Genomic DNA, 19,545 nt, shown 5'->3' on the forward strand with positions numbered 1-19,545 from the left:
TCGTTGCAGGTGGATGCTTGACGGTAGCGCCAGATGACTCTGTTCATTAGAGCCAGTTGGACACCGGGGATGGTGCCAGTTGCGTCAAGTGGTTAGGCCAGTGCGGCGCGTAGCCTTGCTTTTGCGACGCCCCTGGCGGGTGATCACGGCGGTATCGGCAAGCAGCCCATCTTCGCCATACCAGCGCAGCCGGTCACCATCAACGACTACCCGATAGGCCGAAACCTCGGCATAGGCCCAGCGTCGCCATTGCCGATACCAGCGGCCGTCATCGATCCACCAGCGTCCACTGTCGCAATCTTCGCCGGCATGGCCGGCGGTGCCGTCCAGTTCGCCATTGGCGCGGACTTCAAGTGTGGCCGGTTCGCCATACACGGTGTTGTAGAGCAAGGTCGCGCCGGCCAGGGTCCGGCGCAGTGCCGCGCCACGCAACGGCACGATCGGTTCGTCATCGAGATGGCGCGGAGTCTCGGCCAGATCACCGCGGATCAGCCGCGAGAGATTCTTCACGCCATCCCGGATGCGCGCTTCATCGATACCGGTGACGCCCATGCACAAGGCCTCTCGGCCGCCTTCGAGTCGGGTCGGTTCGACCAGCACACCGATCTCGGCGGCGGCACGCGCAAACTCGCGCGTGTCGAGATTCTCGGGAAGCCTGACCCAGTAGGCGCTGGCACCGGGCAGGGTTTCGATGCTGACGCGCTGATGCAGATAGTGGTTGAGTCCGTCACGCAGCGCGGTGCGGCGGCCTTCGAGCACGCGACCGCTGCGCACCAGCCCGGCCGAGTAGTGGCCGAGTCCGATGAAATAGGCCCAGGCGCGTTGCAACAGGGCCGGCAACAGCGTGCCCTGGATACGCCGCAACTGGCGCAGGCGTTCGATGAAAGCCGTCTCGCTGACGATGATGCCAGGCGACTCGCCGCAGGAAACCGCCGGTGACAGCGTGCCGACATGGACCACACGGCCTTCCTCGTCCAACGCGCGCAATGCCGGCGGCACGTTGCTGCCATCACGCGCGCCGGGTGGCATGTCGTGCTCGACCAGCACCGCGTCGGCTTCGGCAACCCTGGCCAGCAAGGCGCGCGGTCGATCCGAGTCGGCTGCTGAACTGCGCCGGGCACTGGTAACCACGACCGCCCGCTGCGGCAGCGGCTTTCCATCGTGGTCGTCGAGCATCGACAGTTCGGCGTGGCGGTCACGCATGCGCCTCTCGAATTCGGCATCGACCGGCGCTTCGAGCACCACCGGCGTGCCGCGCTCGACCAGCAGGCTGCCGATCAACTGCAGGGCGTGACGCGCCGACAGTGTCAGCAACACTTCATCGGCGTCGGCATCGATGCCGCGCATCGGCAGGACCTTGCTGCGCACCTCGTCGATCAGCATCGCGTCATCGGTGTCATTGGCACTGCGATTGATCGCATCGATTTCGTGCCGCGACGAAGCCAGGCGCAGCGCTTCGCGCCATTCGGTATTCGGCATCAGCCGCGAATCCACACAACCGTCGATGAACGGAAACGGATACTGATGCCAGTTGCGCGGGCAGCGAAAGCCGCGATCGTCCGGTGCCGTCGGCAGGCGTGCGGCCAGCGGCCCGCCCTCGCCGCTGCCTCGACGCCCCGAGGCGATGCGCACTTTCGGTACGTCGCTGGCGACGAAGATGCCGCTGCGCGGGCGGCTGACGATATGACCATCGGCAAGCAAGGCGTCATAGGCGAGGCTGACCGTATTGCGCGACACGCCAATGCGCTCGGCAAGGCTGCGCGTGGACGGCAGCCGGCGACCGGGTTCGAGTACGCCGCGATGGATCGCATCGATCAATTTCTGCCGCAACTGATGCTGCAGGCTCAGGCCAGTGGCCGGATCGAGGACGATATTGAGGTCATCCATGCTGCGCGGATCGCGCCGGTGCGCGGGAATCATGAAGATCCTCCGCGCATGGCAGTGCGATCCGCGCTGGCTGGCCGGCGCGTCACTCAGTCAGGCGCCAGGGCCTGCTCGAGCAGGGCCATGCCCTCGGCCAGTACGGCGTCGCCAATGGTCAATGGAAACAGGATGCGGATCGCCTCGCCCTGGGCGCCGCAACTGAGCAGGATCAGGCCCAGCGCGTGGGCGCGCTTGATCACCGCCTGGGTAGCCACCGGATCAACCTCATCGCCACCACGCGTGGCGAGCAGGTCGAACGCGATCATCGAGCCGAGCGCACGGACATGTCCGAGCGGACGCAGATCCTGACGTGCGGCAAACGCCTGCAGCTGCCGGCTGACCGAGTCTCCGAGCAGCTGCGCTCGCGCACACAGGCCTTCGTCTTCGATCACATCGAGCACGGCCAGCGCCGCCACGCAGGCCAGCGGCGATCCGGCATAGGTGCCGCCGAGCCCGCCCGGATCAATCGCGTCCAGGATCGCCGCGCGACCGATCACGCCGGACAACGGAAAGCCGCCGGCCAGCGATTTCGCCACCGTGATCAGATCCGGCTCGACACCGGAATGCTCGATACCAAACAACTTGCCGGTGCGCGCAAAGCCGGTCTGCACTTCATCGGCGATGAGCACGATGCCGTGCTCGTCGCACAGCGTGCGCAGGGCCTGCAGCAAAGCCGGCGGTGCCGCATGGAAACCGCCCTCGCCCTGCACCGGCTCGATGATGATCGCGGCGACTTCATCGGCGGCGACATCGGCCTTGAAGATCTGCTGCAGTGCCTTGAGACTGTGCTCGACCTCGACACCCTGATGGCTGACCGGGAACGGCACGTGGAAAACTTCGCCCGGCAACGGCCCGAAGCCGCGCTTGTATGGAGCGGTCTTGCCGGTCAGGGCCATGGCCATGAAGCTGCGCCCGTGGAAACCACCGGAAAACGCAATTACCGCCGAGCGACCGGTCGCCTTGCGCGCGATCTTGATCGCGTTCTCGACGGCTTCGGCGCCGGTCGAAAACAGGATCGTCTTGGCCGCACCCTTGATCGGCGCGAGCGCATTGAGCCGCTCGGCCAGCGCGACGTAGGACTCGTAGGCGGCAACCTGGAATGCCGTATGCGTGAACGCCTCAAGCTGGTTGCGCGCCGCTTCGATCACGCGCGGATGGCAATGGCCAACATTGAGCACCGCGATACCGGCGGCAAAATCGATGAAGCGCCGGTCTTCGACATCCCACAGCTCGGCATTGCGCGCACGCGCGGCAAAAACCGGCAGCGCCGTACCGATACCGCGCGGGATCGCGTCACTTCGACGCTGCAGCAAACTCGCATTGTTGGTCATCATTGCACTCCAGAATCAACCACTAGCTTGAGAGTACAGGCGATAACCTCATAGGGCCAGATTCCAACGGACAATGGGGCCAGATTGGGGAGTGCGGTGCGTCATTGCGGTGGTTACGATGGCCATTCACTACCGCAATGGATCAAACATGGAAAACCCGCGCACGCCTCTGGCTGGCCTCAAGGTCATTGAACTGGCCCGGATCCTGGCCGGACCGTGGATTGGCCAGACCCTGGCCGATCTCGGCGCCGAGGTGATCAAGATCGAAGCGCCGCAAGGCGACGACACCCGACGCTGGGGGCCACCGTTCGTGCGCGATACCGATGGCAACGACGGTGATGCAGCGTATTTCCACAGTTGCAATCGTGGCAAGCGCTCGGTGATCGCCGACCTGCGCAGCGAGGCAGGCGTTGCCATGGTGCGTGATCTGGTTGCCGATGCCGATGTGCTGATCGAAAACTTCAAGGTCGGCGGCCTGGCCCGATACGGCCTCGATTACGCATCGCTCAATGCACTCAACCCGCGCCTGGTCTACTGCTCGCTGACCGGCTTCGGTCAGGATGGCCCGTATGCGAAGCGTGCCGGCTACGACGCAATGATCCAGGCCATGGGCGGCTTGATGAGCATCACCGGCGAGGCCGCTGGCCAGCCGCAGAAAGTCGGTGTCGCGATCGGCGACCTGTGCGCGGGGCTGTATGGCGTGATCGCGATCCAGGCCGCGCTGGCCATGCGCGAACGCACGGGACTCGGCCAGCAGGTCGATATCGCCCTGCTCGACACCATGGTGGCGATGCTGGCCAACCAGAATCTCAACTATCTGGTTTCCGGCAAGGTGCCGACGCGACTCGGCAATGCGCATCCGAATATCGTGCCGTACCAGGTGTTCGCCGTGCGCGATGGTCACATCATGCTGGCCGTCGGCAATGATGCGCAGTTTGCGCAATTGTGTGCAGAGATCGATCAACCCGGGCTGGCCAGCGATCCGCGATTTCTCAGCAATTCGGCCCGGGTCGGACATCGCGAGGAACTCGTCACGATTCTCGAACCGCTACTCGGCAAGCGTGATCGGGATGAGCTGCTTGAGCAACTCGAATTGCGCGGCGTGCCGGCTGGGCCGATCAACCGCATCGATCAGGTGTTTGCCGATCCCCAGGTACGCCATCGCGGCATGCAACGCGCTCTGGCGTCGGCCCGCCACGAAAACGGCCACGTCCCCGGTGTGCGCACACCGATCCGCTTCTCGGATGCCGAACTCGCCCTGGCGCGACCCTCTCCAAGCCTTGGCGAAGATACCGAATTCATCAACAGCAAGCTTGATCGCAAGCGCAGGAAGTCCTCGGCAGAGAGCTGACACCCCCTGTTTGCGGGGTTACCGAAGCGCGCGCACCGGATTACCGTGGGTAAAATCCTGCGGAACCGATCGCCATGCGCGCCCAAGCCAGCTTCAATCGATTTCTCCTGTTCGCGTTGCTCGCCGGTGTTTCGTCGCTGGCCAATGCCGGACCGTTACGCCTCGACGTGCAGATGCCAACGACTTATACCGGCACCGAGTTCAGCTACGTCATTCAGATTCGCAAGGAAAACATCGGCGACGGCATTGTCTATTCAGGCATGTTTACCGTGCACTCCACATTGCCGGAAGGAATGACGTTTCTGTACGGCAACGGCGGTGGATGGACCTGCACGGTTACCGGCGCGGATTCGCGCGAAATGATTTGCACCAAGACCACCACGCTTACCGATACCAACTACAACATGAGCGTTGTCTCGATCACGGCACACACCGATATCGACATGCCGTTGGCACCGGTCGAGATCAGTACGACCTTGAGCAGCGCTCAGGTGCCCTTGCCGCCAATCCTGATCTGCGAGCCGTCGCCGAGCACGAATGGTTGCGCAACGGTCAACCCGACCGTGCAGGAATCGAAAATCGAGATTCTTGGCTGGGGTGCGGGTCACTCCAACCCGGTCGACATCTGGTCGCTTGAAATCGAAGCCGGCTCGCTGCAGAACATCATCCCGGTCTACATGGTCAATACCGGCTTCGGACCAAGCAACACGCCGGCCATCCTCAAGGTCAAGTTTCCAGCGGGCGTCACTTACAGCGGATTCACCTCAGGCATACCGGCATGGAACTGCTCGGCCGCCATGGAGATTGATGGCCAGCTACTGACCTGCACGGTGCCGTACATGGCCAGTGGCCAGGTCGGCTTCGCCTCAATCCGTACCGACTTCGCGCCCGATATCGTGGTGCCGGGGCCGCTCTACTTCCACGCAGCCATCGGCAATGACCAGGTCGCACCACCGACGACTTGCGCGGCCGATCCCTACCAGCGCGGCTGCGGTCGGCTCGCGGTGAATACGCGTCCACCGAGTGCGGCCTACCTGCGCTTCAGCGATCCCGATGTGCAGCACTCGCCCGCGTACTTCACCATCGGTCAGGACAACGGACCGGTCGTCGTCAATTTCAGAAATATCGGCGACGGCGTGGCGGCCAATACCGCGGTGCAGATCAAGCTGCCGCGCGGCTTTGCCTATACGCAGACCTACTCGGCGATTCCGGCGCTGACCTGCACGACCAGCGGCAGTCTCGCCAATGGTCAGTTGCTGACCTGTCAGGGCGCATCGATGGCCGCAGGATCGACCGGCTACGTCAGTTTCGGCGTCTACCTTGATCCGACACTGACCGAATCACCGGGCCCGCTGCCGCTGGTCGGCGCGATCGATTCCTCGAACCCGGCCAACACCACCCTGCTCGCCGCATGCGCCAGCGATCCGAACCAGATCAATTGTTTCTGGCACGAGATTCCGACTTATGCACCGTGCGCCTTGCAATACGGCATGGATGGAATCTTCTGCGATGCGTTCGAAGAGCTGGGCCTGCCGAACCGGCCTCAAGCAATCCACTCAGACCGGGAATAGTCAGCCGTCGGTTCCGACCAATCCGCGCCGCGTTGCCACCAGCGTGGCTTCGGCGCGCGAGTTGACGCTGAGCTTGCGGTAAACATCCTTGAGATAGCCCGCCGCCGTATGGCGTGACAAACCAAGCAGGCCAGCGACCTCAACGACCGTGTGGCCCTTGGCGATCAGGCGCAGCACATCGGTTTCTCGACCGGTCAGGCTCGGCTCGCCGGGATCGGCGGCGATCGGCTGGAAATGGCGCAGCAGACGCCGCGCAATGGATGGCGACAGCGGCGGCTGACCGGCGGCGATTCCGGTCAGCATCCCGGCCAGCGTATCGGTCGCCTGATCCTTGAGCACGTAACCTTGCGCTCCCGCGTGCAAGGCGGGAAACAGATGCGCATCGTCATCGAACACGGTGGCGACAATGCACAACGTGCCGAGCGGCTGCAGCTTCTCGATCAGGCGGATACCCGAACCATCGGGCAGACCGAGATCGATCAGGGCCAGCGGCGGCGCGGACTCGACATGCGTCTGCGCTTCGGCTAGCGAAGCCGCACAGGCGATCTCGATTCCCGGGAACGCCTGCTCAAGCGCACGCGACAGCCAGTCACGGCTGCTTTCCAGATCATCGACAACGAGGGCGCGATCAAAGCTCATGTGGGCGAATCACCGAGCGGCATGGTCAGCAACACCTTGGTACCACCCTCGGTACCAGGCTTCCAGTCGATATCGCCTTCGAGCTCGGCCGCGCGATCGCGCATGTTGTCGAGGCCACGACCTTTCGATGTCGGCGCGGGATCCTTGCCACCACCGTCATCGGTCAGATCCAGACAGAGCTTGCCACCGATCACCTTCATGCGCACGCGCACATGGCTGGCCCGCGCATGCCGGATCACATTGCTGATCGCCTCGCGCACGATGCGATGCAGATGCAGGGCGCGTGCGGTATCGAGTTCGGGATCAGGCAGATCGTCGTTGATCTCCCAGCTCAGCGAGATGCCGGCGGCGGCGAGCCGTTGCGAGGTTTCGCCGCGGATTTCGCCAAGCGTATCGCTGAGCGAGCCGGGCGTACCGCGCGAGCGGCTGACCACATCACGCAGATCCTGCAGCACGGCGCGTGCGCGATCGGCCTGTTCCGGCGATTCGGCGGAGTGAATCATGCCGAGCAGACGTGCGCCGATATCATCATGCAGGTCGCTGTAGATGCGCTCGCGCTCGGCGAGGGTGGCCTGGGCGCGGACCAGCGATTCGCGTTCGGACAATCGCGCGGATGCCATCGTGCGCTCATTTGCCAGCTGTCGGCGCTGGCTGCGCAGCAACACCATCAGCACCAGTGCGAATACGCCGAGAACCAGGGTCAGACCCGCAAGCGTGAATAGTGAAAAAAATCCCATCATGCGTCGGGCGTCGGCATCAACGCATCGGCTTTCTGATTGTCGCCGAGCTTGCGATAGACCTCAGCCAGACGTTCCGCGGCAGCTTTGGTACGCGAATGATCGGCACCAAAAATACCGAGCAGGCGTTGGTGGGCATCCTCAAGTTCCACGCGTGCCTCGGCCGTTCGACCCATCCGACTCAGACACCAGCCTTCGTTGCTCATGAAGATCGCGGTCATCGCATGATCGTCGCCGACGGTGGCTCGCGAGTGTTTCATCAGCGCGGTGAATTCAGCGCGTGCGGCATCGTAGCGACCGGCCTTCATCAACAGCATGGCCAGATTGTTGCGCGGCGCCAGCGTGGTCGGATGCTCGACACCACCTCGGGTCTGGATCTCGATGATGCTCCGGTAAGCCGCTTCCGCCTCATCGATCTTGCCGCGCTCCTCAAGCAGATAGGCCAGCGTGTTCATCGAAGCGAGGGACTGTGCATAGTCATCGCCGAATTGCGCCTGCATGCCCTTGAGTGACTCGCGGGTCAGCGCCTCGGCTTCATCGAATTGCTTGAGCGCCATGAGGATATTGGCCAGGGTCTGCATCGAAGTCAGCGTGTTGACGTGATTGTTGCCAAGCACCTCGCGTTGCAGGCGCAGACCTTCCGCGGCTTCCTTTTCGGCCTGCACGTTGTCGCCACGCGCGGCGAGCACGAGGGCCAGCTTGTTGCGACTGGCGAGGGTCAGCGGTGCACGTTCGCCCAGTTCCTCGATGCGGCCCTCGAGCACCGCGCGCGTCAACTGTTCCGCCTCATCAAGCGCGCCGCGATCACGCAACACGCCGGACAGATTGCTGCGTGCGATTTCGATCGTCATGCGCAAGTCTGCATCGGCCTTGATCGTCGCCTTGTCGATCGCTGCCGCGCTCGCCAGCAAGGCACGATATTTTTCTTCCGCCGGCTCGGGTCGACCCGCCTCGTCATCAATGCGCGCGGCGGTCAGATCAAGACTCAAGCGAGTCGCCAGTGAAGGCTCCGGCCAACCGTTGCGTGCCTCCTCGAGCGTCGATATCGATTGCTCGAACTGACCGAGATCGGTGTAAAGGACCGCGCGCTGATGCAGCAGATCGGCTTGCTGCGCCGCCGATGCAGCCGTGACTTCGCCGAGATGGTATGCGCGCTGATTGAGGGCCAGGGCGGCATCGTATTCACCCAGTGCACGCCGGGTCCGTGCCAGCGTGATCGCCACTGCGCGCTGGACGCCGGGCTCGGCTTCGAGACGCTGCATGTCGCGCTCGGCTTGATCGACCACTTCGTCGACGGTCAACTTGCGCCCAGCCGACAATTCCGGATCAGCCGAGGCCAGCATGCGTTCGAGAAATGCGTTGACTGCGGCAGATTCCTGCGCTCGCTGATCGGCCTCGGCACGTGCCGTCTGTTCGGCCAGAGCAAAACGCAGCGAGACGATACTGGCCACGGCAAGAATCAGCACGATGCTGGCCATGGCCGCTGTGAGCAGGCGATGTCGACGCACGAAGCGCGATGCCCGATACATGCGGGTCAACGGCCGCGCCATGATCGGTCGATGATCGATGATGCGCTGCAGATCGTCGGCCCACGCAGCGGCGCTCGGATAACGCTGCTCGCGCTCGCTGGCCAGCGATTTCATGATCACCGTATCGAGATCGCCTCGCGCCGCCGCGCTGATCGTCGCCAGACGCGGCGGCGTGTCGTGGCGCAGGATGTCGAGCGCCTCGAAGATCGTCGATGTGTTCAGGCGTGGATGCGGCAACTGACCGCCAATCAATTCGTAAGCGAGCACGCCGAGTGAATAGACATCGCTGCGCGCATCGATTTGCGTGCCATCACCGGCCAGTTGTTCGGCACTCATGTAGGGCAAGGTGCCAAGTACCTGGCCGTCCTGGGTCAGCCCTTGTGCAGCGTCATCGCGCAGACGCGCGATACCGAAATCAAGCACCTTTGGATGACCGTCTTCATCGACGAGGATATTGCCGGGTTTCAGATCACGATGGATAACACCGCGCTCATGTGCGTAATGCACCGCGCGAGCCACCTCGATCAGCAGGCCCAAACGCGCGACCAGATCGAGGTTGTTGTTCTGTGCGTGACGAACCAGATCGACACCACGCACATATTCAAGCGCCAGCCACGGCACATTCACATCATCGACGCGCGACTCACCCGCCGCATAAAGCCGGGCGATACCAGGATGTTCAAGTTGCGCCAGCACCTCGATTTCGCGGCGCATGCGCTCGATGACCGAGACGGAAACTCCACGCACGACCTTGAGCGCAACCTGGCGCTGCGGATGGATTTGCTGGGCCAGATAGACCCGGCCCATGCCGCCTTCACCGAGCAAACTCAGAATCCGGTAGGGACCAATCGAGAAGTCCTCGTTGTTCCGCGGCTTCTGTGCATCCAGCTGAAGCGTATCTGTTCCACTCTGTGTCACATTCTTCTCCCGCACGGCATCTGAACGGCATGAATTCGCCAATGACGAGAATACTTGCAAACGCTGTGCCGCGGGATTTCTGACCAGGATCGACGCGCAAACGCCTCACTTCACCCAGCAGCCTTGTTCAGTTGCGATCAAATCACTTGCGACAAATGGGGCGGATACTGCGTGAGTCGCTACATGCGCTCGATCGAATCGACCAGAAACAATTCGCAGGCACCTGCGCCGGTGTCATCGCGGGTCAGCGAACTGCGCCATTGGAAGCCATCCTTGCGATGCGCTTCGACGAGTTGACCGCGAAACCTGACGATGGCGCCCTGGCGAATCTTGTCGAGTTCGCGGGCGACACTTTTGTCCGCCGGGATCATGTGCATGTTGGCGGCGGAGCGTTCGATTTCGCGCTGCGGAATCGGCGGCACGCTGCTCCAGCGGTAAGTGAAGAAGCGTACGGACTGACTGATGTCGAGTTGCTCGATTACTGAGGTATCGGACATGCGTTTCCAGCCGACGGCGAGATCGGTCGGCGACAGATCACTGCCCGCGTCGATCGAATAGTCTTCGCGCGATAGTACGCGCGCCTCGATGTCGTAGTCGGCGAGCGGAATCAGTTGATAGTCGCCGTGTGTGATTGGCTGGCGGCTGGCCGGTTCGCTCTGTCGCGGTTCCTGATCAACCAGCATGCCGGCAGCACGGGCGATCGGGCGATGCAACCACCAGTTTCCCGCACCGCCCAGAGCCAGCAAGACTACCAGCACCAGAACCATACGCTGGTTGATCATGGTGCGATGCGCTTGCGCAAGCGGCGCAGGAAGACCTGCATCTCCTTGGCCGCCTGGGTATCACCGCGTTCGTGAGCGACCGCGATGCCCCGCTCCCAGGCTGCGTCCGCCTCGCTGCTGTCGCCGTTCGCTTCAAGCGCCGAACCGAGCAGTTTCCAGGCAGCCGAATAGCGCGGATCAAATCCGGTCGCCGCACGAAACGCTTCGACAGCGCCTGCGGTATCGCCTTCTGCCATCAACGCATTGCCAATCGAAAATCGCAACAGGGCGCCATCGCGCGGGCCATCGATTTGCTTGCGCAGTCGCGCCGAGAGAGGTTTGTCCATGCACAGATGATCGCTTGTCGTTCTGATGCGGGCAACCGGGCTGTCGCCGAAAATCCGCATGGTCGCGCGTGAATCAGGCTTTGCCGGATTTCAGAACGCGGTGAATATCATGGGTGACGACGCCGATGTCACGTGACGGCAGGGCAAAGAACTCCGGCTTCTCAAGGGTGCGCTGCATGTCGGCGAGTCCGCCGCTCCAGTGTTCGTGCATTGATGTGGTACCGAAAGAATAGTCCTTGTACTGCTGCTCATGATGCTTGGCCTGGTAAATCAGATGCACGATGTTGAAGACGCGGTCACATAACCAGGGCTCAAGGTCGAGCTCCAGCGCCGGCGGAAGTTTCTTGCCAGGCAGGTTTTCAATGAGCATGCCGAGCGCGTTGCGCAGCTTCTGTTCGCGAGCGACCACGTCGGTTCCATAGCGGGTGCGGCTGGAATACTGGATGTCCTTTTGCCGCTCGAACACATCCATCAGGGTTTTCGGGCGCTCGCCATGCGCGCTCCACAGATCGACCTGGAGTACCAGACTGTCGAGCCGCGGCTTGCCTGACAACACATGGTTGAGTGGCGTATTCGAGACGATGCCGCCATCCCACCACAACTCGCCATCGATCTCGATGGCCGGAAATGCCGGAGGCAACGCGGCCGAGGCCATGATGTGTTCGGCACGGAGGGTTTCCCGCGCGGAATCGAAATAACGCACGTTGCCGCTGGTGACGTTGGCCGCACCAACCGACAGACGCACATCGCCATGATTGATGCGGTCGAAATCAACCAGCCGCTCGAGGGTGTGCTTGAGTGCTGAGGTGTCGTACAAACTCGTTGCCTGCGGACTGCCATCGGCAAACAGTGTCGGTGGCAGTGGACGCGGCTCGAAAAAGCCGCGCTGGCCGATGGTCAGGCTGCCGAGAGCGCTGCTTGCCGACAGGGCGGAGGTCAGCGCCTTGCTTGGCGGCATCCAGGCCGCTGCTGCGGCCAGCACATCGAGCGGCCAGGCCATGGATGCACCGTGACCGGTGATCTGATTCCAGAACTCGCGCAGACGACCAATGCGATCGGTCTCGGCGTTGCCGGCGATGATCGCCGCGTTGATCGCGCCGATCGAGGTGCCGGCAAACCAATCGGGGCGGATCCCGGCCCCGTGCAGCGACTCGTAGACGCCACACTGATACGCGCCAAGCGCGCCTCCGCCCTGCAGGACCAGGGCGATGCGCTGGTACCGGGCGATTGACTCGACGACGGGCGCCGGTCCCTTTCGCCGCGTTTGCGCGGCAGACTTTTGCCTCGGGCTCACTGCATGTGCCAGCCGTGGCTGACGGTGATGCTTTGTCCGGTCAGTGCATTGGTTTCAAAAGCGGCGAGAAACAATGCCAGGTTGGCGACATCATCAACCGTGGTGAATTTGGCATCGACGGTGTCTTTCAACATGACGTTCTTGATCACTTCATCCTCGCTAATGCCGAGCTCCTTGGCTTGCTCCGGAATCTGCTTTTCGACCAGCGGCGTGCGCACGAAGCCCGGGCAAATGACATTGGCGCGCACACCCTTGGGACCCCCTTCCTTGGCCAGCACGCGGGCGAGGCCGAGCAGACCATGTTTGGCCGCGCAATACGGCGCCTTGAGTTTCGAGGCTTCGTGCGAATGCACCGAGCCCATGTAGATGACCGCACCGCCATCACCACGCTTGTACATGTCCTTGATGCAGGCGCGCGTGGTCAGGAAAGCACCGTCGAGATGGATCGCGAGCAGCTTTTTCCATTCGGCCAGACTGAATTCCTCGATCGGCTTGACGATCTGGATGCCGGCATTGGAGATCAGGATATCGACCTTGCCAAGTCGCTTGACCGTCTCGGCGACGCCGGCGTCAACCTCGGCCTCATCCGTCACATTCATCTTGACGCCGATGGCCTTGCCGCCGGCATCCTCGATTTCCTTCGCGGTCGCCTGCGCGCCCTCGATGTTCAGATCGGCGATCGCTATCGCCGCGCCGTTCTTTGCAAAAACCTCGGCGATGCGCTTGCCGATGCCGCTGGCGGCGCCGGTGATCAGCGCGACCTTGCCTTCAAGTTGCATGGGATTCTCCTCGTGAGTGAAAAGGGGTGCAGCGGACCGGACGAATCAACGCGTCGGCTCGCGCAGGTGTCAACGCGAGTTGGATCGCAGACAGTCGCTGAAGGTTCCGGTTGATGGTGTTCGGAGTTCGCGCCAGTTCATCGAACCACGAGATGCCTTTCGCGTCGATTGTCCGAAAGTACGATCAGGCAACTGTCGCAATCGGAACGAAGCCTGATCAGCGTCGTCCTACTCCTCGCGCCCGGCCGATTTCGGATCGACGCCTAGATCCTTGAGCTTGCGATAGAGATGGGTTCGTTCCATGCCGACCATCTTGGCCAGCTTGCCGACGCTGCCACCCGCCTCATTGAGCTGGTGCATCAGATAGGCGCGCTCAAACTGTTCGCGTGCCTCGCGCAGTGGCTGGCTGAAATCGATACCCAGTGCGGCGCCTTTCGGCGGCGGCGGCGAACCGGCGGCGGTGCCAAGAGCAAGCTCCACCTCCTCGATGCTGACTTCAGGCGCATTGCCGAGAATGAGCAGGCGCTGGACCAGATTGCGCAACTCACGCAGGTTTCCTGGCCACGGATAGTTGCGCAGGCGGTTTTGCACGGCAACCGGAAACTGGCGGTAAGGCAACTTGTCGCGATTGGCAAAAAAATCGGCGTAGAAGCGCAGCAATTCCGGGATGTCCTCGATGCGTTCGCGCAGCGGCGGCACCTGCAAGGGCACGACGTTGAGCTGGTAGTAGAGCTCTTCGCGAAACTTGCCCGCCTGCACGGCAGCATCAAGATCCTGCGAAGTGGCGGCGATCACGCGCAAATCGATCGGCACCGCATCGGGCGCTCCGCAACGGATCAGGCTGCGCCGCGCAAAAGCGCTCGACAGGCGCAGTTGCAGTTCGGCGCCGAGATCGGCCACTTCATCGAGGTACAAGGTACCGCCGTTGGCCTGTTCAATCAGGCCATACTGGATCGTGCCATTGTCATCGCTGCCAAACAGTGCGCGGGCGGCATGGTCGCTGGCAATCGAGCCAGGTGCGACGGTAATGAATGGCCCCTCGCCACGCCCGCTCTTTTCGTGCAGCCAGCGCGCCAGTGCTTCCTTGTCGGTGCCGCGCTCCCCCTGGATCAGAATCCAGGCATCGTGCGCCGAGAGTTTCTCCGTTTGCGCCTTGAGCGCCTGCATTGCCCGACTGGTCGCAACCGGATCCAGCGGCAGGATCAACTGACTGCGCAAGCCTTCATTTTCCCGACGCAATCGGCTCGCTTCCAGCGCACGCTCGACGGTCAGCAGCAGCTTGGCCAGCGACAAGGGCTTTTCGACGAAATCGTAGGCTCCGAGCCGGGTTGCCTCAATCGCGGTTTCGATCGTGCCGTGGCCACTCATCATGATGATTGGGCACGGCAGGCCACCGCGCTCGTTCCATTCGCGCAGCAGGCTGATGCCATCAAGGTCGGGCATCCAGATATCGAGCAGAACCACGTCCGGGCGCTCGCCTCGGCGCGCCTCGCGCGCTGCCGCCGCCGACTCTGCCGTGGTCACGGCATAGCCTTCATCCTCAAGGATTTCCTTGACCGTACTGCGAATATCGGGCTCGTCGTCGACGATGAGAATGCGTGCCGAAGGCATGGGCGGCTCGTTGCAAAAAAGAGACAGAAGCATAGCGCATGAGCTCTGCCTTGGGTCATCGTCCGGCCTTTTGTCGGACGTGCCTACGGAGTTGCCGGTCGCGCTTCGGCTTGCGCGTAGGGCCAATAGTCCGACGGATAGCGGATGGCCGGCTGATCCGGCAACGCCGGTATCAGTCCGCGGCGGCGCTGGATCCAGGTGTCAGCGGGCTCGATCAGTAGCCAGGTCGAACGGAACGGCTGCACGAGTTCGGCGTAGCGCAGGTCGGCCGCCGTCAGGCTATCGACGTAGTGAATGACCCGACCTTGCGGGTGCGTCGCCGACCATTCGTCCAGGGTGCCGCCAATGACGATGTCGAGTGGTTTCTGCAAACGGCCGAGATACTGGAACTGATTTTCATAGACCTGGAAATGAGCGACTGGAATGCCGGCGTTCTGCAGGCTGGAAATGCGTTCGGCTGCGGGCCGCAGATCAAACTGCACCCAGAACGAGCGCGCAAACAACAGATAGGCCAGGCAGACCGCCGCGATGCTGATGGCACTGATCATGCGCAACGCGCCGACGTCATTGCGCGGGACCAGAAACATCAGCATGCCAAGGGCGGCGGCAGCGACAGCGAACCACGGACTGGTCATCGAGATATCAACCAATGCCGGATAGTCGACGCGTCCGTCGGCGACCCATTGCGGCAACATCAGCAAACCACCGGCAATGGCCAACAAACCGACGGCAAGCAGCCACGGGCGACTTGCCGCAGATGGTTTATGTCGGCGTTGCGACAAGGTCACGAAGCCGGCCGCCATGAACATCGCCACGCCAGCCAGTTCCGGCAAGAAGTAATAGGTTTGCTTGCCACTGACCAGCGAGAATCCGACCAATACCGGGATCATCCAGCAGGCGATCAGTCGTCGGCCCGGCTGTCGGCCGGCGCTCGACGTGGCAAATGCGGCCTGCCATGCGCGTGGCCACAGCAGCCATGGCAGCAACAAGGCCGGCAACATCGATCCATACCACCACCACGGCCGGGCATGATCGAAACTGTCGACCACGCGTCCGGCGGTTTGCATGTAGAACAATTCGTTTCGATAGACTTCACCACCGATCACGCTGGCAGGAATCGCCCAGGCAGCCAGAGCCGCGCAGCCCGCGAGCAAGGCCAGACCACCGCCGAGATACCAGACCGCACGCGAGCGCCGTGCCCAGGGATGCCAGAGCGGTCCGAGCAGAAACGGAAAGACAACGTGCAGCAGCATCACCGGACCCTTGCTGAGCAGACCGGCGGCGACGGCGATCGCGAACCACACGAACATCGGCCGCCGCTCGACATCGCGACCAACCAGGGCGTTGATTGCAGCGAGTACGCAAAAGGTCAGCAGCATCTCGTACATGATCTGCAGGCTGAACAGGAACGCATAGCTGAACGCGGCCAGCAGCCAGGGCGTCAATCGACTGACTTCCGGCGAATTCCGAAACAGCACGCGGGCCAGGCGCCGGGCCTGAAACAGTACGCCGAGGCCGATCAGCACTTCGAGCAGGCGAGGCCAGACATCGCCGACCCCACCCACAAACCAACCGGCATGGATCAGCCAGAACAGCAAAGGCACCTTGTGGCTGTAGGGCAATCCGTTCGCGTGCGGTACAAGAAATTGTCCGCTGTTCCACATTTCCCAGGCCACGCCCAGAGTACGCGTCGAATACAGCGGCATGAAGCCGGTCTGGAAGATCGCGAACAACGCGGCTGCCAACCACAATGGAATCCACGCTGCGCTCAGAAGCGGCGAAGAATTCCCGCCCGTGCCGGCGTATCGATGAAAACTCATGCGCGCATCGATTCGCTGAGCCAGCGCCGGTAATTGATCCGTCCCTGCAGCTTGCGCAACAGGTTCAAGGGCTTGGATTCAAGCTGACCCAGAGAACTTTTCTCAAAATCGGCAATTGCGGCGAGAACCCGTTCGCTGGACGCGCCATCGCGGTACGGGTGGGTTTGTTGCGCGCCGTGCTCGATCTCCCTGATCAGCTGCGGCGACGGATCCAGGGCATCGCGCAGGGCGGCGGCGAGTTGTTGTGGCTGCTGGATATCGATCATGTACGCTTTCGGTGCGCGATTGCGGAACGTTACCACCGGTTTGCGCTGGACCATGAATTCGGACACGACCGACGAGGTGTCAGATACCAGGACATCGGCTGCAGAAAGCATCGAGGTCAGATCAGGCGCTTCGAAGAATTGCGCATTCGGGCCGGCCAGCGCGCGATATTTCGCAACCAGATTGGGCTTGACCTTTGGATGGAGGGTCAGCAACCAGTAGTGCTCACCATACGCAACCTGCCTGGCGATCTCATCGTACAAGGCGTGTGCCGAGCTCAGATTGCGCGTGAACGTGGCCGCATACATGCACACCTTGCGACCATTGGCAGCGGCCAGCCGGGTGCGCTCGGTGCGCGCATTGAACAGCGGATCGAGTTTGGGCCAGCCCGTTTCAACGACAGCGAAGTGTCGATGTTGACGCGCCAGAAGCTGGAACGGCTGCGTCGTCGCCGGCCCCTGCGTGCAATACAAGTCAAAAAGACCACGAATACGGAAATGACCCCGCCCGGGCTCGCGCTTGTTCACATTGAAGCCATGGAATACCTGCACCTTGATGCCCGGAAAGAAGTGCGGCACCCAGTTGCTCGCCGAGAGAACGGCGTGCGGTGCAAATGCCTTGATCTGATCGAGATCGCGCAGCACCTGCTCGTCGGCATTCATGTAGTTGCGCAATGCCGGTGAAACGGACCACGCAGATTCATCGCCAGCAGCCGCAATCGCGCGCGCGATTGGACGCAGGATCGGCAGCGCATAGAGAGTTGTAGCAAACAGGAGATAGCGCTTCATGCAGCGACAGGTCCAACAGGTTTTTGGGGTGAATGGCGAATCGCGACAAGCGGTTCGTACGAAAGCAGGACAAGCCGTGGCGTGGGCCTTGTGCTATTCCTCCTCGATCTGCTCAGCCGTTTCGGCCTTCGTCTCGGGCACCCTGCCACCTCGGCAAGCGGTAGCCACGGCATTCGACTTGAACATCAGCCATTCGCGACGATTGGCGTGACCGACGACGACTGCCTTGTCGCGATCGATACACGGTGGCATGACCCGATCAAGAATAAACACCCAGCGCGAGTCGGGCTTCAGCTCTTGCCAGCGAATCGCCTCGGCAAGCTGCTGACTCTTGGGTTTCTTGAAGCCGAATTCGGTGACCTCGCGATCGGCGAACAGGAGGTTCTGCTCCTTCCAGCCGACCAGGGCGATCTCGGAAGTCGGCCCGGCGATCTCACCGGCCTTGCGCATGATCTTTGCCGCCGAGGTGGAGTCATTGAGCACGGGATAGGCCCAGAAACCCCACAGCAACCAGATTCCAGCCAGGCTCACGCCCAGACCGACGGCGCTGCGACGAACACGAAACAGCAATGCCGCCAGCGCCGCGATCGTGCCAACGGCGATGAGGAAGCCCCATAGCCCGGCACCACCGTTGCCGAGTCCGCGCTCGACAACCAGTTCGTTGGCTGCGGCAATCCAGCCGTTCCAGGCACCGATTCCGGCAGTGAGGAAAATGGCGGCCAGCAATACGGTCAATCCAAACAGCGCACGGCGCAACCAGCGCTTGTCCAGCAACTCGTCGATGAATGGCGCGGCGAGCAAGGCGACCCACGGCAGTGCCGGCATGATGTAGACATCGCGCTTGCCGCTCGGAAACGAGAAAAAAAGCAGGATCAGCGCGACCCAGGCCAGCGGCAGCAGGAAGCGCGCATCGCGCGCCATCAGGCGCTCGGTCCAGCGCGGCACAACGCCAATCAGGATGATGCTCAGCGGCAACCATCCATAGGCAATGACACCAGCGAAATACCACCAGGGTTGATGGTGATCCCAGGATTCGGTGTAGCGTGCGGCGGTCTGGCGAAACAGGATGTCCTGCAAATAGGCGTGGTACTCCGGCGCACTGCTGCCATGCACGGTCAGCACCATCGGCACGATCCACAGGGCGATGGCGACGAGAAACGCCAGCGCGCCAGCCAGCCAGCGCAGAGTGCCGCCTTTGATATCCGCCAGATTCTGCCAGTGTCGCCAGCGCGCAAAAGCGAACGGAAGCAGCATGAGCAAGGCAAGCACACCGACGCCCTTGGTTATGACGCCGAGGCCGGCGGCAAAGCAGCCCAGCCAATAGGCACGCCAGTTCGGCCCGAGCAGCATGTGTCTGAGCAATCCGTAGTTGGCCAGGGTGATGAAGAACATCACCAGTGGATCGATTTGCGCGCGCTTGGACTGGTAGGCGAACTGGAATGTCGACAGGACCAGGATTCCAGCCCACAAACCGACCCGGTGATCCCATTGTCGACGGCCGAAATCGTAGATCAGGAACAGCGTCCCCAGCGCCGCGAGCAACGAAGGCAGCAGAAACGCAATGCGCCAGCTTCGGGTCAATTCATACGACGCCGCCTGCATGGCCATGAACATCGGCGGCTTGTCCGAGTACAACTCGCTGCCACGGTGGGTGATCAACCACTCACCGCTATCGACCATGTGTTTCGCGGCCAGGGTAAAGCGCGGTTCGTCGGCCGGCCATGGATCACGCAGACCAATACCAGCCCCGAGCACGACCAGTGCGATCAACAGGAACAACCAGAATTCGCGTCGCTCGCGGGGCGTTCTTGAGGCAATGCCGGTGTTTTCGGGAATCACTCAATGACACTCGAAAGGTGGAAGAAGTGGCTCAGGATATCCC

15 protein-coding genes are annotated in these 19,545 nt (G+C 62.2%); 2 read left to right on the plus strand and 13 right to left on the minus strand.

The annotated features are described in order from the left end of the window. Positions 1–84 precede the first annotated feature (84 nt). Together VFN25_RS08205 and gabT are read right to left on the minus strand one after the other, a co-directional pair. The gene (locus VFN25_RS08205) at positions 85–1,920 is read right to left on the minus strand and encodes a PLP-dependent aminotransferase family protein (RefSeq protein ID WP_325140692.1); all 1,836 of its coding nucleotides are present in this window, start codon (positions 1,918–1,920) and stop codon (positions 85–87) included. Positions 1,921–1,973: 53 nt separating this feature from the next. After that, positions 1,974–3,257, minus strand: a complete 1,284-nt coding sequence (gabT, locus tag VFN25_RS08210) for a 4-aminobutyrate--2-oxoglutarate transaminase (RefSeq protein WP_325140694.1) — start codon at positions 3,255–3,257, stop codon at positions 1,974–1,976. A 115-nt stretch (positions 3,258–3,372) separates the two neighbouring features. Between gabT and VFN25_RS08215 the strand changes: the two genes are divergently transcribed. Beyond that, a complete protein-coding gene (locus VFN25_RS08215; RefSeq protein ID WP_325140696.1) occupies positions 3,373–4,605 on the plus strand; it encodes a CaiB/BaiF CoA-transferase family protein in 1,233 nt (410 codons plus the stop codon). A 74-nt stretch (positions 4,606–4,679) separates the two neighbouring features. Continuing rightward, a complete protein-coding gene (locus tag VFN25_RS08220) occupies positions 4,680–6,176 on the plus strand; it encodes a hypothetical protein (protein ID WP_325140699.1) in 1,497 nt (498 codons plus the stop codon). On the opposite strand, the gene VFN25_RS08225 is transcribed toward VFN25_RS08220, so the two are convergent. The 11 genes from VFN25_RS08225 to VFN25_RS08275 all read right to left on the minus strand — a co-directional run bounded on the left by VFN25_RS08225 (position 6,177) and on the right by VFN25_RS08275 (position 19,502). After that, a complete protein-coding gene (locus VFN25_RS08225) occupies positions 6,177–6,815 on the minus strand; it encodes a response regulator transcription factor (protein WP_325140700.1) in 639 nt (212 codons plus the stop codon). Then, on the minus strand, positions 6,812–7,555 hold the full coding sequence (locus VFN25_RS08230) for a sensor histidine kinase (protein ID WP_325140702.1): 744 nt from the start codon (positions 7,553–7,555) through the stop codon (positions 6,812–6,814). The genes VFN25_RS08225 and VFN25_RS08230 overlap by 4 nt, the downstream gene beginning before the upstream one ends. Continuing rightward, on the minus strand, positions 7,552–9,999 hold the full coding sequence (locus tag VFN25_RS08235) for a serine/threonine-protein kinase (RefSeq protein ID WP_325140704.1): 2,448 nt from the start codon (positions 9,997–9,999) through the stop codon (positions 7,552–7,554). The genes VFN25_RS08230 and VFN25_RS08235 overlap by 4 nt, the downstream gene beginning before the upstream one ends. A 179-nt stretch (positions 10,000–10,178) precedes the next feature. Continuing rightward, a complete protein-coding gene (locus tag VFN25_RS08240; protein ID WP_325140706.1) occupies positions 10,179–10,781 on the minus strand; it encodes a hypothetical protein in 603 nt (200 codons plus the stop codon). Beyond that, the gene (locus VFN25_RS08245) at positions 10,778–11,107 is read right to left on the minus strand and encodes a tetratricopeptide repeat protein (RefSeq protein ID WP_325140708.1); all 330 of its coding nucleotides are present in this window, start codon (positions 11,105–11,107) and stop codon (positions 10,778–10,780) included. Before VFN25_RS08245 ends, VFN25_RS08240 begins: the two co-directional genes overlap by 4 nt. Positions 11,108–11,180: 73 nt before the next feature. Next, entirely contained in the window at positions 11,181–12,401 is a 1,221-nt protein-coding gene (locus VFN25_RS08250; protein WP_325140709.1) for a patatin-like phospholipase family protein, read from the minus strand. After that, positions 12,398–13,180: a 3-hydroxybutyrate dehydrogenase gene (locus VFN25_RS08255; protein WP_325140711.1), complete on the minus strand. Its 783-nt coding sequence runs from the start codon at positions 13,178–13,180 to the stop codon at positions 12,398–12,400. The genes VFN25_RS08250 and VFN25_RS08255 overlap by 4 nt, the downstream gene beginning before the upstream one ends. 228 nt (positions 13,181–13,408) lie before the next feature. Continuing rightward, a complete protein-coding gene (locus tag VFN25_RS08260) occupies positions 13,409–14,791 on the minus strand; it encodes a sigma-54 dependent transcriptional regulator (protein WP_325140712.1) in 1,383 nt (460 codons plus the stop codon). Between the two features lie 83 nt (positions 14,792–14,874). Beyond that, the gene (locus VFN25_RS08265) at positions 14,875–16,611 is read right to left on the minus strand and encodes a glycosyl transferase (RefSeq protein ID WP_325140714.1); all 1,737 of its coding nucleotides are present in this window, start codon (positions 16,609–16,611) and stop codon (positions 14,875–14,877) included. After that, positions 16,608–17,663 (minus strand): CDP-glycerol glycerophosphotransferase family protein, encoded by a 1,056-nt coding sequence (locus VFN25_RS08270; RefSeq protein ID WP_325140716.1) that lies wholly within the window; start codon positions 17,661–17,663, stop codon positions 16,608–16,610. The genes VFN25_RS08265 and VFN25_RS08270 overlap by 4 nt, the downstream gene beginning before the upstream one ends. A gap of 93 nt (positions 17,664–17,756) precedes the next feature. Further along, complete coding sequence (locus VFN25_RS08275) at positions 17,757–19,502, minus strand: glycosyltransferase family 39 protein (RefSeq protein ID WP_325140719.1); 1,746 nt, start codon at positions 19,500–19,502, stop codon at positions 17,757–17,759. Between the last annotated feature and the right edge of the window lie 43 nt (positions 19,503–19,545).

Origin of the sequence: Dokdonella sp. (genome assembly GCF_035703485.1) — a bacterium.
Taxonomy (GTDB): domain Bacteria; phylum Pseudomonadota; class Gammaproteobacteria; order Xanthomonadales; family Rhodanobacteraceae; genus Dokdonella.